Below are 15,933 nucleotides of genomic sequence, written 5' to 3' on the forward strand. Positions count from 1 at the left end.
CGCTCGGCCAGGGCCTCTTTTTTGCTAGAAAAAGAAAAGCCTATGGAGACGAAAAACACAATAGCCAGCGAAAGTCGTATTCCGAATGAGCAGAAATTGGCAGATGCTCGCAGCTTAATTGCGGATTTCTTTCACGCTACCGATCTGGACTACATGCGTGTCGAGCTGTGGGAGTTTCTAAAATCGGTGACCACAGAGAGGCCGTTTTCTTTTCTGGGCGACCCGTCGACGGTACTTTGCCTGGAGAGGCATTTTCAAAAGATGCTTACGGCGTGTCGGCTGCTGTTGGAGGTTGCCGAAGACGATGGGGCCCACCTAAACATCAGCGATTTGCAGCCTTTCAGTCATGCTCAAATTGAAGCTGATCGGCGGTACATGCGTGATGTACAGGAGCTTAATGACCGGTATGGAGGGATGATTCGCAGGTTGTCGCTCGCTGAGACAGAGCAGCCACTACTGGCGATTAAGCGCGTTTTCGAGATTTACAGCTACGACCAGTGGCAGCAGATTCTGGAAGATTGGGTGGAATATGGATTAGGCAAAGTGAGTATTTGCGAAGCCACCGGCGAATGTGCTGAAATCATCCAGTACGAACTGTTGGAATCGCTACTTGAAGCCGTTTTCCTGATTTCAAGGCGTGATGCAGGGATTCCGTATCAGAAACGCCGACTTGGGAAAGTAGCTGGCAGTAAAGCAATCATCGAACTGCTAATTGCGGCACTTGACCCGCTACTAATATTTGAGGTAAAGCATCCCACGCCAGATTCAACGGAGCAGAAGCCATACAGGGACCTGCTGATTGTGTTTGCCGATGACAATCAAAAGCCCTTCAAAGAGCATCAACCCATCGTTGAGCTATTTAGTATGGGCGATGAAAGACTCTGCTGCTCAGTTCACAAATTATCGGATCTTCATCATGCGCTTACCGCCGGGCAAGTGTATTTCTCTTTGGCCTGTACCACCGAAAATCTGGTTTACGAAAGAAGTGTTTCACCATTGCCGGAAGTACTCCCGGAAACGCTGGCGCAATTGATTAATAAATCAAGGCAGGGCTTTGTAATCGGGATGAACAAAGCCAGAAAGTTCTATGAGGGGGCAGGGTACTACCAACAATTAGGTGAGCATGCATTATCGATGTTCATGCTTCAACAAGCTGTTGAAACTACGTTTCGAACCACTGCCATTGCGCTTTATGGAAACGAGCGACGCACCCATTCCATCAGATCACTTAAAAGGTTTAATCAAAGGTTAACACCTCAACTGAATGACATCTTTCCTGGCGGCTTGCCGGACGAAGAAAGGCTTTTGCAGCTTTTGGAAGACGCATATCTTGAAGCAAGGTACAATCTACATTATCAGGTCAGCGAACAGGACCTTCATTTAATCTCATCACGGGTCTTCCGCCTGCTGGAACTAGCCGAGGCGGTATTCGAAGAGAGATTGACGACAATTCGAATTTAACGCGAGAGGACTACAATGCCTTTTGCAGGTTGTTCAGACTGCCGGTAAGGATCACTAAAAGATGCGTTCAGTGCAAACGAAAGTTACAAAGCAAAAAAAGACGGTTGCAAGCCTGCACTGCGTCATCCGGCTTTTTAGCTGACCGCACTACAGTCAGCCGCGCCTTAAACCGCCGGATGGGCTTGCAACCAAGGAGACAAGCCCCGTCCTTTTTTCTTTGATCGATAGGCAGCGATTGCCCTGAGCACAAAGCCGGGGCCAAAGCAACTTAAATGCCTTTCAATCATGAGAAATCTCGAAAATGCTCCAAGAATCTATGTTGGAACCTATGGCCAGTACAACAGTGGCTCGCTGTTCGGTAAATGGTTTGACTTGACGGACTATACAGACCTGAAAGAATTCCTGCAAGACTGCTTTGAATTCCATCGAAATGAACTGGATCCGGAACTCATGTTCCAAGACTGGGAGAATATCCCGGATTTTTTGATATCGGAATGCAGCCTTCAAAAAGAAGCATTTGCCTATTTTGAGGCCACCGGCGAAATGGACGATGAGACTGCCGAAGCATTTGAGATCTATTGCAAACAAATAAACTACTGGCCTTCCAACGGATACGAGCTGGAAGACCAACTTGAAAGTTTCCGGGAATGCTACCGGGGATTCTTTGGTGGCTCAATGAAAGATCCAGAGCTTGAATATGCCTACCAATACGTCGAAGAGACGGGGCTGCTATCAGGCATGCCCTCCACACTCGAAAAATATTTTAATTACGAGGCCTTCGCCAGAGACCTGTTTTTGGAAGGCTACAGCGAATACGAAGGGCATGTATTCGCTGATTATTAAACCTAAAGCGCAGTTCGATGCCAGCCGCATCGAACTGCGCTTTATTCTTTTTATTCCACTGGAAACAAAGGAAGCAATAATCAAATGCAGCCTATTATTTTCCAGGCGAAAACATCGATTACACATAAGTGAGGGTGTTTTGGGGATAGTCAACGTAAAACAAAGAACAATGGAAAAGAGGGGCAAGCAAACTGAGCAGAGTTCAGCGTTATTCACGCATCAACTAGTCACTTTGGCGGATCTGGAAAAATTTAAAGAGCAAATGCTATCTGAGATGAGAAAACTACTTGCAGGCGGGGGCGCTCAGCTAGCCAAACAATGGCTCAAATCTCGGGAGGTCCGGAAGTTGCTCGATGTGTCGCCCGGGAAGCTCCACGCCATGCGTGCAAGTCGTCAGCTCAGCTTTATGCGGATCGGTGGCGTGATCTATTACGACCGGGCAGATATCGACAGAATGTTCGAAAGGTCTAAAACTATTGCAGTCAAATGAACTCAAAACTGCGTTCATCCGGCCTTGGTAATGAATGTCCCCCTGACGAAGACTTCGTCAGGGTCTATTTTTTGCAGCAGGGATCTACTATCATGGAAGCCGTCAAATTTTTCGATCACTATGAAGCGAAGAGGTGGTCCAACTCCGATGACCACGTCCTCAAAAATTGGAAAAGACTGGCCTGGACATGGATATTTTACTAATAGTGAACTGTGTTCGTTAAAGGTCAACTACTAGTCACTTTATGTTAGCGTATTCACTAGCTGTCACTTGCTGCAACCATTTGACCCTTCCATTTGCGTGATTCGGAGTTATAGCCATCTGTACAAATCCAGTTTCCGGCGAAGCGCCGTGCCAATGCGGTGTGTTAGGTGGGCATTTGACAGCATCGCCCTTTCGCAGAATTTGAACTGGCTTACCCTTTTCCTGATAGTAGCCGATTCCATCAATCGCGATTATGCCTTGGCCACCTCCATGTGAATGCCAGTATGTCCTGGCTCCTGGCTCGAAGGTCACAGAAGAAACCGGGATGTTGAAAACACTATCCGCTGGGATTAACGGGTGAACCCAAGCTTTTCCAGTAAAGTTACTAGCTGAGGCCAGCTGCCCTTTTGGAAAGATCGACGTACGACTTCCTGGATCGGCGTTTTTTACCTGAGCGGTTACAAAAATGTGCGTGAGCGTCAGCAGGAATGCTAACTGCAAACGGATTAGTCCTTTTGATCGCTTCATTACCTGTCGTTAGTTAATTTAATTGAGGTTATTCAAAATCCTGTATTCATTGGGGGTTTGCCCGATCCGCTGTTTGAACAGGCGGCTAAAATGCTGGGGATATTTAAATCCCAATTCGAAGGCGATCTCGTTAACGGTTTTGTCGCTACTAAATATCCTTTCCTTGGCGGCTTCAATCACCTTCATTTGAATGTATTCCTGGGCAGTCTGGCCGGTTTCTTTCTTAACCAGGTCACCAAAGTATTTTGCTGATAAGTTGAGCTCTTCGGCACAATATGAAACAGACGGCAGGCCAATGGTCTGGGGTTTGTCTGAGCTGAAATAGCTGCTCAGAAGGGTCTCAAATTTTGCCAGGATTCCCCTGTGTATGGTATCGCGGGTAATAAATTGCCTGTCGTAAAAGCGTGTGCAATAATCCAGGAACAATTCAAGGTTAGCGGCAATGAGTTTTCTGCTGTGCTTGTCAATGGCGTGTTCGAGCTCATACTTGATCTTGCCAAAACAATCCATCACAATCTGCCTTTCACGCTGGGACAAATGCAGGGCTTCATTGACCTGGTAACCAAAAAACGAAAATTCCTGCATCTTCCCGTTCAGTGAAGTTCCCAAAAGCAGATCAGGATGAAATACGAGCGCGTGGCCTTTGGGTTGATAAAGCTCCCCGTCATTTTCGACAGTGAAAACCTGTCCAGGAGACATGAAGACAAGCGTGCCCTCCTGATAATCATAATATTCTTTCCCGTAACGAAGATCGCCGCAGACGACATCTTTTAAGAAAATCCCGTAGCAGCCCATGTATTGGCTGGTCTTCTTTCTGGGACTGGCGGTTGACAAATCAATCACAGTAACCAGCGGGTGCAATGTTTCCTGTTGGTTAAATGCATTGTATTGATTTACAGTTTCGAAACGAATGATGTCTTCCATAGTCTGAGAATTTTATATGCCCAAAGTTACCCAATTCATTACCCTGTTGAAAACCTGGAAAGTCAAATCAGGAATATTGGTAGACAAATCGGGAATCTGTATACCATTTGCTCTCAAAGCAAAGCCGAAATTTACAATCCAATTAAACTGCGGAAATATCCAAAAAATGAGAAACATACTTACAGGTTTAACTTTCATTTTAAGTTTTGGTTTGCAGGCCCAGCCAACATCAACCAATACAGGTGCCAGCGCAAGTCCTACGGTCCAGACAAGTGCTGGAACTTTACGGGGCCTCACAGAAGCAGACGCTGATGTCTTTAAAGGAATCCCCTATGCGGCAGCACCCATTGGAGAATTCCGGTGGCGGCCCCCGCAGCCATTTCCTGCATGGCAGGGCGTAAAGGAGGCAACCAAATTTTGCGCAGACTGTGCCCAGGCGGGCTGGCCACGCCAGGCGGGTAAGATCCGGGAAAACACATCGGAGGATTGTCTGTTTCTAAATATATGGAAGCCTAGTGCAGCCAAGCCGGGAGCCAAACTACCTGTCATGGTATGGATTTACGGAGGCGGGTTTGTGGGCGGTGGGAGTTCCTATCCTGAAACTTTCGGCACTCAGTTTGCCAAACAAGGCGTCATTCTGGTGAATTTCAATTACCGCCTGGGGCGGCTCGGGCATTTTGCGTTCCCTGCATTAGGCGCTGAGCATCCCAACGAGCCAAAAGGGACCTATGCCTATATGGATCAGATCGCTGCCCTTAAATGGGTGCAGCAGAATATTGCCGCATTTGGTGGTGATCCAAAGAATGTGACGATTTTTGGCGAGTCTGCGGGCGGTGTTTCAGTGCATTCCCTGCTGACGATCCCATCTGCGAAAGGTCTTTTTCACAAGGCAATTATCGAGTCGGGAGGCGGCCGCGACGGTGTTTTATCAAGCAGGCCGATCAGTAAAGAAAATGCCGACAAATATTATCCTGTGTCAGCCGAGACAATAGGTGTAAACTTCGCTGTTAAACATGGTATCCAAGGTAAGGATGCAGCAGCCTTGGCCAAACTCCGCTCACTTTCTGTGGAAGATATCATCGATAATGGACAAGAAAGCAATGGCCAGGGCGGGGCGCTGATTTACGCCGGGCCAATCCTGGACGGCAAATTGATTGTAGAGACTTTCGAGCAGGCATATAAGGCAGGCAGGCAGATCCGTGTTCCAATCATCATTGGTTCGAATAGTGCAGAAGTGCCAGCTGGCTTTGTGAATGCAAGGTCAAAGGACGAATTGCTGGCGCAGTTTGAACCTGTACGTAAGGAAATGACTGCTGCCTATGATCCGGATGGTAAAACAGACTTCGCCCAAATGCTTTCGATGGTCAACACTGATAAGGTTTGGGCAGAGCCAGCCCGGTTTACAGCCAATGCGGTCACAGCCAAAGGTGACAAAGCCTACGTTTATCTTTTCTCCTACGTGGCAACTGCCATGCAGCAGCGGATGCGTTTTGGCGCAGGACATGCTTCCGAAATCGCTTATGTTTTTGACAATCTGATCGAGCGCAACGGAGCTACAATTGCACCAACAGACAAACAGGTTGCTACGATGATGAATACATATTGGGCCAATTTTGCCAAGACATCAGACCCGAATGGTAAGGGCTTACCAAAGTGGCCGGTTTATGATCCGGGGAAAAACGAAATCATTGAGTTCCGCTCTGACGGCTCGGCTATGGGCGGGCCCGACCCTAAAAAAGCACGGCTGGATGTGATGCAGAAGGCTGCGGAGAAATAGACTAAGAGCGGTTCTGGCATAGCTTTCCTGACAGGGTCTGACCCAATCATCTACCGGGAATATTGGTAGAGAAAACGGGAATCCATATACCAAACATGCCCCTGGAAAGGCGGAACTTTGCATCATCAAAACAAAGACCACTATGGAAACAGTAAAATTAAATAATGGCGTAGAAATGCCATTTCTGGGGTTCGGGGTTTTTCAAGTGCCGGACCTGGCAGAATGTGAGAGAAGTGTATTGGACGCGATCGATACAGGTTACCGTCTGATTGATACAGCGGCGTCTTATCAAAACGAAGAAGCCGTAGGGAATGCAATAAAGAAAAGTGGCCTTGCCAGGGAAGAGCTCTTTATCACTACAAAGCTCTGGATACAATCCAACGGATACCAGGATACCAAAAAGGCATTTGAAGTATCGCTGAAAAAGTTACAGCTGGACTACTTGGACTTGTATTTGATCCACCAACCATTCGGCGATGTGTATGGAGCGTGGCGGGCAATGCAGGAACTATATAAGGAGGGTAAAATCAGGGCAATTGGTGTAAGTAACTTCCAACCTGACAGGCTCATTGACCTGATCATCCATAACGAAATAGTGCCGGCAGTCAACCAGATTGAAACGCACCCTTTTCACCAGCAGATCCAGACACAGCTATTCCTGGAAGAAAACAACGTGCAGATCCAGTCCTGGGGGCCATTTGCAGAAGGTAAAAACGGCTTGTTTCAAAATGAGCTCTTAGCCTCGATTGGTCAAAAATATAACAAAACAATCGCGCAGGTAGTCGTCCGCTGGCTCACGCAGCGTGGTGTAATTGCAATTCCCAAATCAGTCCGTAAAGAAAGAATGGCAGAGAACCTGAACATTTTTGATTTCCAGTTAAGCTCCGAAGATATGGAATCGATCAAATCTCTGGATACTAATACCAGCAGCTTCTTTGATCACCGTGATCCTAATATGGTGAAATGGCTAGGTGAAAGAAAGCTCGACGACAAATAGCCTATAAGAGGCCGAGAAATTAATATTTAACCTCTAAATCAACTTATTACTCATGCAATTGCATTCTCAATCATTTTTCAAATCTATTTTGGCAGCTACGTTTCTGGGGCTATGCTCCGTGTTGGCAGGTACTCAATCATCACTGGCACAAGGCGCAGCTGGCCAGGAGCAGCATATCATTGATCTTTCAAAAAAGAAGTGGCAATGGATGGCTGATAAGAACGTGGACGAGCTGGCCAAACTCTTTGATGACAAAGCAAAATTTGTCCATATGAGCGGTACCTGGAAAAAAGACGAAGAGCTCGAAATCATCAAGACCGGAAGCATCTGGTATAAAAAAGCAGACGTCAAAGATGTTGCTGTCGAGATTGTGGGTAACACGGCAATCATTTGGAGCCGGATTATGCTTTCAGCGATGGTAAGGGGCAATGAAGCAAATACAGAGTTTACTGTTACAGAGGTTTATACAAAACAGGCCAGTGACTGGAAACTGTTGGCGCTTACATTCAGCAGCGTGCGCGATACGCATGTCATTAAACATTAAACCGGGGATATAATGAAATTGAACGTAAATAAAACAACCACCAGAATCACTACCTGCCTGATGCTTGCAGCAGGCTTGATGCTAGGATCTCAGGCAGCTTTCGCGCAAGTTGAAAATAGCGCCGAGCAGAAAATCATTGCACTTTCTAAAACGAAATGGCAGTGGATGGCAGACAAGAATGCAGACTCACTGGCTGCGCTCTTTGATGAAAAGGCCGTCTTTGTTCACATGGGCGGATCCTGGGGAAAACAGCAGGAAGTCAATATCATCAAGTCCGGGGGCATTCATTACAAAAAGGCAGATATCCATAAGGTATCTGTAAACATCATTGGGTCAACGGCTATTCTTTTAAACAGGATTACACTGTTAGCGGTCGTTGGCGGCAGGGAGGTTACCAACGAGTTTGAAGTAACGGAAGTGTATGTGCAGCAAAAAGAAGGTTGGAAACTAGGCTCGCTCTCATTTACCAAGGTGGGAGGATAATAAACAGATCAGAAAACATGAAACTAACCGCTCCATTATCACACCTGCTGCTGGCTTTTTTGTTTTTGGTTTCGGCTTGCTCTTCTACTCAAACTGAGCGGATCGATGCTGAAACAAGCACTGATGCTGAAACGGACACTGATGTGGCAGCTGGCAAGATCCTGATCGTCTATTTATCCCGCACGAAGAATACCAAGGCAGTTGCGGAAATGATCCAGAAGAACGTAGGTGGAAAACTGGTAGCGATTGAGCTGGAAAAGCCGTACCCTGAAAACTATCAGGCAACTGTCGCGCAGGTAGCCAGTGAAAACCAGTCAGGATATCTGCCGCCTTTGAAAACTAAAATTGACAGCATCGGCCAGTACGATGTGGTCTTTGTTGGCTTCCCGACCTGGGGGATGCAGCTGCCACCGCCAATGAAAAGCTTTTTGAAACAATACGATTTGAGCGGTAAGACCATCATTCCATTCAATACGAACGGTGGCTACGGCATTGGCAGCACGTTCGAAACAGTCAGGCAGCTATGCCCGAACAGTAAAATATCGGAAGGGTATTCGACCCGTGGCGGCCTTGAAAGAGACGGGCAGCTGCTAATGATTAAAGATGATAAGGCGCGTCAGACAGAGGATGAGATCAAGCAATGGCTGGGAAGCTTAAAAATGATTTAATGCGAACAATTTGATTCAAGCGTCGCAGATTAAATGCAATAGATATGAGAAATAACGCAATGCTGAGCCTTGTATGTGTGGTATGCTCCATAGTAAGCTTGCAAGGCCAGGCACAGAAAACTAAAAGTACGAAACCTTTAATCATCCAGGAGCAGGGCGCTTTTTCGGCTGGTGGCAGCGTAACCAAAAGTGAAGGCACATTCGATGCGCTCAAACCCTGGAATGTAGCGCAGGGCGGACAAACCCGCCACGGGGACCATGCCGACGTGTTTTACCAGATCCCGCCAAAGGCAAAGCGACTTTCTATGGTTTTTCTGCATGGCTACGGGCAATCGCGCCGCAGCTGGCAAACCACTGCCGATGGAAGGGAAGGCTTTGCCAATATCTTTCTAAGAAAAGGCTACGGTGTTTATCTGGTAGACCAACCCGGGCGTGGCCACGCAGGGCAAACATCAAAGCCCGGACAGATCACGGCCACACCAGATGACCAGACCTGGTTCACTCAGTTCCGGATCGGCTTGTATCCCAAATTTAATGAGGGTGTCCAGTTTCCCAAAGACAGCGTATCGCTCAATAATTTTTTCAGGATGATGACGCCCAACACGGGCAGTGTCGATGAAGCAACGATCGTGAATGCCATGTCGGCGGTGATGGATAAATCTGGCGACGGGATCTTGTTTACCCATTCGGCCGGTGGTTCGCCTGGATGGAAGACGGCTATTAAAAACCAGCATGTTAAAGCCGTTGTGGCCTATGAGCCGGGCGGGTTTACTTTTCCCGAAGGCCAGGAACCCGAAGGCAACCGTGGCGGTAAAGGAGTGCCGCTTGATGAGTTCAAGAAACTGACCAGGATACCCATCGTGGTTTATTTTGGTGATTTCATCCCGAAAGATGAAACGAAAGCAGCTTCACTTAATTTTTGGAGAAATGTCTTGGCTACGGCGCGCCAGTGGGCAAAAGTGGTAAACAGCCACGGGGGTGATGCTACTATTGTCCATTTGCCAGAGATAGGTATTAAAGGCAATACCCATTTTCTGATGTCGGATTTAAACAGTGAGCAAGTTGCAGGCGTGTTGGAGAAATGGTTAAAAGAAAAAGGGCTGGACAAGTAATCATCAGACTATGGATCTAAGCAAAATCAAATTGAGAACGAGCAGGTTAAAACCAGCTGCCTTTATAGAGGTGTTAGCGGTGGTTTTAATGACTGTTAACACTATAAAGGCACAGAACGTGGCCAGCTCAAAAGAAGGATTAGCCCCCAAAGAGAAGAGTATCATTATTATTTCTTCCCTGACAGCACAAGGTGAGATCCCAGAGCTAAAGAAAGAGCTTGGCGGGGGCCTTGATGCAGGTTTGAGTGTCAATGAGATTAAGGAAGTCCTGGTGCACACCTACGCATATTGTGGTTTTCCACGGAGCATCCGCGGCCTGCAAACATTCATGCAGGTCATTGAAGAAAGGAAAGCCAGGGGCATCAATGATAATATGGGAAAAGAAGCTTCGCCTGCTGCTGCTAATAGCAACAAATATGAGCGCGGCAAAAAAATATTAGGAGAGCTGACGGGCATGCCACAGCCCGAGCAGCCTTCGGGCTATGGCGCATTTGCACCGGCCATAGATACATTCTTAAAGGAACATTTGTTTGCAGACATCTTTGAAAGAGATGTGCTGAGCTACGGCCAAAGGGAACTGGTGACCATTTCGGTAATCAGCGCCATTGGCCAGGCTGAGCCAATGCTGAAAAGCCATTTGAACATTTCATTACGTACAGGTTGGTCACCTGCCCAGTTAAAAGAGTTTGTCACGGTCATTGCCCCAACAATTGGCAAGCAGAAAACCACAGCGGCAAATACAGTTTTAAACGAAGTATTAAGCAGTAATAAATAGAATGAAAAATATAGCAATCGCAACAATGAGCCTGTTAGTATCGATCTCATAAGTGCAGGTAGCAAACGCTCAGGCTACAACAGCCAAAAACCCGTTTACGCTGGTTTATGATGGTGCTATTTCAACAAATATGGCAGGTAAAGTCAACATTCACCCCGTAACCTATCAGTTGAATGGGATTGATATTGCCGCCAACGTATATACGCCATCGAATTACGACCCTGCAAAAAAATATCCAGCATTAGTAATTGCCCATCCCAATGGCGGTATAAAAGAACAGACAGCCGGGCTGTATGCGCAGCGCCTTGCCGAAGCAGGATACATTACCATTGCTGCGGACGCAGCCTACCAGGGAGCTAGTGGCGGCAAGCCCCGTCACACCGATAAACCTGCCTTTCGGACAGAAGATATTCGTGGGATGGCCGACTTCATCACCCGCTATAAAGGAGTGGATGTGAACCGTGTTGGCGCTTTGGGAATTTGCGGCGGTGGGGGATATACGTTAAAAGCTGCCCAGTCTGACAAAAGACTAAAAGCAGTTGCAACCCTGAGCATGTTTAACTCGGGCGAAGTCCGGCGCAACGGCTTTCAGAATTCGGCCCTGGAAACCATTCCGCAGCGTTTAAAGCAGGCTTCCGATGCCCGCGCGCAGCAGGCCGCAGATGGCAAAATTATTTACGCCGGAGTGGCAAGCATCACTGATGAAGAAATCGCAAAGGTTTCCACAGACCTGTACCGCGAAGGGTACATTTACTATTACAGAACGCATGCGCATCCCAACTCCACTTTCCTGTACCCAATGAGCAATTTGCTAGACTTGATGACCTGGGATGCTAGTGAGAATATGGATTTGATCGATCAGCCCTTACTAATGATGGCTGGAAGCAAATCAGACACAAAATACATGACTGATGAAGCATTCCCCAAAGCTACTAATTCAAAAAGCAAGGAGCTGTTTGTTATCGATGGGGCAACACACATCCAGACCTATTGGAAGCCAGAGTATGTAGATCAGGCTGTTGACAAGCTCGCTGAGTTCTATACAAAGTTTCTGTAAGTCAAATACTTGGATTGTAGTTGTTACCAGCTGTAACTGCTTTTTTTTCTAAAAATATAAGCCTAATCTCACCATCAATTAAACCTTTTCACCATGGCCAAAATCACATTGAATATCAACAAAAAGGATTACCCTTTGGAAGCTGATCCACAAATGCCGCTCTTATGGGCGATACGCGATCTGGCTGGTCTTAAAGGGACTAAGTATGGTTGTGGGGTCGCGCAATGCGGGGCTTGCGTGGTGCATTTAGATGGTGAAGCGGTGCGTTCCTGCGTGACCAAGGTGAGCCGGGCTGCTGGAAAAAAGGTGGTAACGATCGAGGGGTTGTCTGAAACAAATTCACACCCTGTCCAGAAAGCCTGGCAGGAAATTGACGTGCCGCAATGCGGTTATTGCCATTCAGGGCAGATTATGTCGGCTGCGGTGCTGCTGCGCGAAAAGCCCAATCCGACTGACCAGGATATTGATGATGCGATGGCGGGCAATATTTGCCGCTGTGGCACCTACCTGCGGATTCGCGAGGCGATCCACACGGCTGCCGAGTTGCAGAAAAAAACAGGTACGAAGGGTTAACAACATTCATTTTCAAACTCACCTTATGAAGCAAAAACCAGAAAATGGAATGAAACAATTTGTTCCAAAAAAGGCCGCTACCGTGCTGTCAATATTCATTTTTATCGTCGCCGTCGGGGCATCGGCATTCAGGAATGATGCGCCGGTAAAACAGATTACATTCAGCACCATTAACCGTGATAGCGTAGAATCCGTACAAGCTTTTGAGATTGTTTATAAAACGCTGATGAGCCCGCGCTGTATGAACTGCCATCCGGCTGGTGATGTGCCATTGCAAGGTGATGACAGCCATTTGCATGCGATGGGACCCAAACGTGGCTTGGATGGCAAGGGCGTCTATGCCATGAAATGTTCTAATTGCCATCAGGAAACCAACATAGCTGGCCTTCATATGCCGCCCGGCAACCCTGAATGGCATTTGCCGCCTGCTGCCATGAAAATGGTTTTTCAAGGAAAAAGTGCGCATGAGCTGGCTAAACAGCTGGTTGACAAGAAGCAAAATGGGAACAAGGATATCAAAAAGCTGATCGAGCACGCCGATGATGGGCTTGTGCTGGCAGGCTGGGATCCGGGAGAAGGAAGGACATTGCCACCGGTAACGCATGCGGAATTCAAAAAAGCCTGGATTACCTGGCTTCAAAGTGGTGCTTACGCCCCCAAGAAGTAAGGCTTTCAATTAAGGATCATCAACGACAAAGTAAGAACACAATGGAAAAAAGACAATTAGGAAAAAGCGGGCTTGAAGTATCAGCACTTGGCCTGGGTTGCATGGGATTGAGCTTTGGCTACGGCCCGGCGACAGATAAAAATGATGCCATTGCACTAATTAGGGCTGCATTCGAGCGCGGTGTGACTTTCTTTGACACTGCCGAAGCTTACGGGCCATTTACCAATGAAGAGCTGCTGGGCGAAGCACTTGAACCTTTTCGGGATCAAGTAGTGATTGCGACAAAATTTGGTTTTGAAGGTGGCGACTCGAAAGGCGGGCTCAACAGCAAGCCTGAAAATATACGTGCATTTGTTGAAGCATCACTCAAACGCCTTAGAACAGATCGCATCGATTTGCTATATCAACACCGGGTCGATCCACAGGTGCCAATAGAAGATGTGGCCGGAGCAGTAAAAGAGTTGATCCAGGCTGGAAAAGTCAAACATTTCGGACTTTCAGAAGCAGGCGCGCAAACGATTCGCCGGGCGCATGCGGTTCAACCAGTCGCTGCGTTGCAAAGTGAATATTCATTATGGTGGCGAGAGCCAGAAAATGAGATTATCCCCACTCTTGAAGAGTTGGGGATCGGTTTTGTTCCATTCAGCCCGTTAGGCAAAGGGTTTTTGACTGGGAAGATCGACGAGAACACAAACTTTGACAAAAACGATTTCAGAAATATCGTACCCCGCTTCACCATAGAAGCACGTAAGGCAAACCAGGAAATGGTGGAATTGCTTAATCGTATTGCGCAGCAAAAAGGTGGAACAGGAATGCCTGACACAGGAATGCCTGCCACCCCGGCGCAAATTGCATTGGCCTGGTTGCTCGTGCAAAAGCCCTGGATTGTGCCGATTCCAGGAACTACCAAGTTGCACCGATTGGAAGAAAATCTGGGCGGGTCAACGATTAAGTTGAGTCCGGAGGATCTGGCCGAGATTGAAAAGGCTGCAGCGGAGATTACAGTGCAGGGTGAACGTTATCCGGCGGCATTACAGGCTCGGGTTGGGAATTGAATGTGTTTACTCAAGTTTCCGCAAACTGCGCAATCCGCTCATTACAAATTCGTGCCGTCAAATCCCTTAACATTTTTACACGTTCGGATAGATACTCCAATTCTTCTTTTTCGATCTTGTAGTCGATTTCGTACCGCGCATCAATGTATGCTTTTTTGAGAAGTTTAAACAGCCGTGCTTCTTCTGCTGTTTTTTTAGGGAAAACAGTTGAGAAGTCAGAATGAAGTTTTTCGACTTGTTTCCCTAACTCCTCAATGTCATGCGTTCTTGGCTTATAATCTGTGAAAACCAGCAGAATAGCAGCATAATACGTTTCTGTTGCCTGATGAAGGTTGAATACTGCAATATTATTATCTGCGTTTTGAATTGCTAAGTCAGCATATTTTCGGAAGTCGTTTCCTTTCTTAAACCAGTGCTCAAATGAGTTCCTGGCTTTTTTCTGTCTTTCCTCCGGACTCAAATCTTTCGGCTCCGATAAACTAAATTTTCCTGAGTCAAAAAGTAGAATTCCTTCCTTAAAAATGTCCACGAAAAAGTAGTAATTCCGTTCAATCTTATCATTCACAAACCAAACGCTATGTTGAATAATGTTGGTTTTGGTAATGTCCTGATTTGCCGCCAATTCTTTGTCCAAATCCCGCCACTTTTTTTGTCCTCTCGCAGCCTTTCTGTCTTTTGTGATCACTAGAATATCATAGTCGCTCACATATTCGTAGGTTTCCTGAAAATCCTCCACCCAGTCGCCACGCGCATGACTGCCAAAAAGGACGATCATTTCGGCTGGGACTTTTTCTAGAATAATTTCGATGAGCGATTTTAGTTCTTCTTGTTTGTCTTCGGGAAGGTGAGTGAGGGTTGTTCTCAAGTCTGCTGGCGTTTAGTGTGGTGGATTTAATTTTTTTGATAACTGAGAATTAAAGTATTCACCTACACAAGGCATAATCGAATTTCTCTGTTGGTGAACTACGAATCTGTGAAACTAATGCGTGCCAGTATACCTTAATGTTTTATAATTTGTACAAAGACATTTTCTTGTTTCTCAAATGAGCTTTTAAATTCATCTACGTCACTTATATTACCAAGGTCATAAATTATGAAAAGAATGGTAGTAAATTTAGTCTTATAGGCAACGATATCGTCATTTAATTGAGCTATAAGCAGTTTTTTATCCTTTTTACAGAGTTTTAATTCTACTGCTAGATCTATCTCTGGGAAGCTGAAATCAGGAATGTAATGCTTACATGAATATTCTATGTGAGGGAACTCACGAGAATAACTGAATTCTGCACTTATTAACAAGTCTTCGTATTTATCTTGGATTTCTTTTTCTGTAGTTGGTGCTTGGCGTATTATTTTCCTGAGCTTTCCTTCTCCTAGTTTCAATAATTTAATAAAGGTGTTAGTTGAAGCGCTTGATTTTACATAAAGATCATTAATATTATTCCGTTCCAGTTGATCCCTTGCAGACAATAGAAATCCTCTTGCCTGTTCCATCTGCTTTTTGAAGGCATGATTGTGTTTTTCGGCAACTTCATATTCATAATTTCTTGCATCAACTATCATATTCCCGGTTTCACGCCAAGGCAAGTGCTGTAAATTAGAATAGTATAATGATTTTTCTCCAAAAAGCTCTTCAAGGAAAGTTAATGTATTTGAAAGCCAACGAACATGTTCCGAAGATTTCCTACCTATATTTTTAATTTCTCCAATTTCATTAATAAGCTTATCTAAATAGTCTAAGCCTTCTTCTTTTGTCCAAGTCTTCATGTATTATT

Annotated in this window: 18 protein-coding genes; 14 read left to right on the top strand and 4 right to left on the bottom strand. The window is 46.2% G+C overall.

From position 1 onward, the window contains the following. Positions 1–42: 42 nt before the first annotated feature. The 3 genes from ASG33_RS26120 (at position 43) to ASG33_RS26125 (ending at position 2,794) form a co-directional block, all read left to right on the top strand. Complete coding sequence (locus ASG33_RS26120; protein WP_056289083.1) at positions 43–1,461, top strand: HEPN domain-containing protein; 1,419 nt, start codon at positions 43–45, stop codon at positions 1,459–1,461. A gap of 285 nt (positions 1,462–1,746) precedes the next feature. Next, positions 1,747–2,304 carry an antirestriction protein ArdA gene (locus ASG33_RS19125; RefSeq protein ID WP_056289086.1) on the top strand — a complete coding sequence of 186 codons (558 nt, stop codon included), beginning with the start codon at positions 1,747–1,749 and terminating at the stop codon, positions 2,302–2,304. Then, positions 2,285–2,794, top strand: coding sequence for a helix-turn-helix domain-containing protein (locus ASG33_RS26125; RefSeq protein ID WP_229238738.1), 510 nt, complete (start codon positions 2,285–2,287; stop codon positions 2,792–2,794). Before ASG33_RS19125 ends, ASG33_RS26125 begins: the two co-directional genes overlap by 20 nt. 237 nt (positions 2,795–3,031) lie before the next feature. Here the strand turns inward: ASG33_RS26125 and ASG33_RS19140 are convergent, their stop codons facing one another. Continuing rightward, on the bottom strand, positions 3,032–3,526 hold the full coding sequence (locus ASG33_RS19140) for a cupin domain-containing protein (protein ID WP_082489321.1): 495 nt from the start codon (positions 3,524–3,526) through the stop codon (positions 3,032–3,034). Between the two features lie 18 nt (positions 3,527–3,544). Further along, complete coding sequence (locus ASG33_RS19145) at positions 3,545–4,450, bottom strand: AraC family transcriptional regulator (RefSeq protein WP_056289093.1); 906 nt, start codon at positions 4,448–4,450, stop codon at positions 3,545–3,547. 166 nt (positions 4,451–4,616) lie between these two features. On the opposite strand from ASG33_RS19145, the gene ASG33_RS19150 reads away from it, so the two are divergent. From ASG33_RS19150 to ASG33_RS19200, 11 genes are all read left to right on the top strand, one after another. After that, positions 4,617–6,227 (top strand): carboxylesterase/lipase family protein, encoded by a 1,611-nt coding sequence (locus ASG33_RS19150; RefSeq protein ID WP_056290481.1) that lies wholly within the window; start codon positions 4,617–4,619, stop codon positions 6,225–6,227. Between the two features lie 142 nt (positions 6,228–6,369). Beyond that, entirely contained in the window at positions 6,370–7,224 is an 855-nt protein-coding gene (locus tag ASG33_RS19155) for an aldo/keto reductase (RefSeq protein ID WP_056289096.1), read from the top strand. Positions 7,225–7,276: 52 nt separating this feature from the next. Next, the gene (locus ASG33_RS19160; protein WP_056289099.1) at positions 7,277–7,768 is read left to right on the top strand and encodes a nuclear transport factor 2 family protein; all 492 of its coding nucleotides are present in this window, start codon (positions 7,277–7,279) and stop codon (positions 7,766–7,768) included. A 12-nt stretch (positions 7,769–7,780) separates the two neighbouring features. Beyond that, positions 7,781–8,251, top strand: coding sequence for a nuclear transport factor 2 family protein (locus ASG33_RS19165; RefSeq protein ID WP_310589213.1), 471 nt, complete (start codon positions 7,781–7,783; stop codon positions 8,249–8,251). A 17-nt stretch (positions 8,252–8,268) separates the two neighbouring features. Next, positions 8,269–8,919: a flavodoxin gene (locus tag ASG33_RS19170; protein WP_056289103.1), complete on the top strand. Its 651-nt coding sequence runs from the start codon at positions 8,269–8,271 to the stop codon at positions 8,917–8,919. 44 nt (positions 8,920–8,963) lie between these two features. Continuing rightward, the gene (locus tag ASG33_RS19175; protein WP_056289107.1) at positions 8,964–10,031 is read left to right on the top strand and encodes an alpha/beta fold hydrolase; all 1,068 of its coding nucleotides are present in this window, start codon (positions 8,964–8,966) and stop codon (positions 10,029–10,031) included. A 10-nt stretch (positions 10,032–10,041) separates the two neighbouring features. Further along, complete coding sequence (locus tag ASG33_RS19180) at positions 10,042–10,806, top strand: carboxymuconolactone decarboxylase family protein (RefSeq protein ID WP_082489322.1); 765 nt, start codon at positions 10,042–10,044, stop codon at positions 10,804–10,806. Between the two features lie 130 nt (positions 10,807–10,936). Further along, positions 10,937–11,863, top strand: coding sequence for an alpha/beta hydrolase (locus tag ASG33_RS19185; RefSeq protein ID WP_157474859.1), 927 nt, complete (start codon positions 10,937–10,939; stop codon positions 11,861–11,863). A gap of 93 nt (positions 11,864–11,956) precedes the next feature. Continuing rightward, positions 11,957–12,436: a (2Fe-2S)-binding protein gene (locus ASG33_RS19190; protein ID WP_056289113.1), complete on the top strand. Its 480-nt coding sequence runs from the start codon at positions 11,957–11,959 to the stop codon at positions 12,434–12,436. Between the two features lie 25 nt (positions 12,437–12,461). Next, the gene (locus ASG33_RS19195; protein WP_056289116.1) at positions 12,462–13,103 is read left to right on the top strand and encodes a hypothetical protein; all 642 of its coding nucleotides are present in this window, start codon (positions 12,462–12,464) and stop codon (positions 13,101–13,103) included. Positions 13,104–13,144: 41 nt separating this feature from the next. Further along, on the top strand, positions 13,145–14,158 hold the full coding sequence (locus ASG33_RS19200; RefSeq protein WP_056289119.1) for an aldo/keto reductase: 1,014 nt from the start codon (positions 13,145–13,147) through the stop codon (positions 14,156–14,158). A gap of 10 nt (positions 14,159–14,168) precedes the next feature. Here ASG33_RS19200 and ASG33_RS19205 read toward each other — a convergent pair whose 3' ends face one another. Beyond that, positions 14,169–15,023, bottom strand: coding sequence for a HEPN domain-containing protein (locus tag ASG33_RS19205; protein ID WP_082489323.1), 855 nt, complete (start codon positions 15,021–15,023; stop codon positions 14,169–14,171). Between the two features lie 134 nt (positions 15,024–15,157). Further along, the gene (locus ASG33_RS19210; protein WP_056289123.1) at positions 15,158–15,925 is read right to left on the bottom strand and encodes a hypothetical protein; all 768 of its coding nucleotides are present in this window, start codon (positions 15,923–15,925) and stop codon (positions 15,158–15,160) included. Positions 15,926–15,933 lie beyond the last annotated feature (8 nt).

Source organism: Dyadobacter sp. Leaf189 (genome assembly GCF_001424405.1).
GTDB lineage: Bacteria > Bacteroidota > Bacteroidia > Cytophagales > Spirosomataceae > Dyadobacter.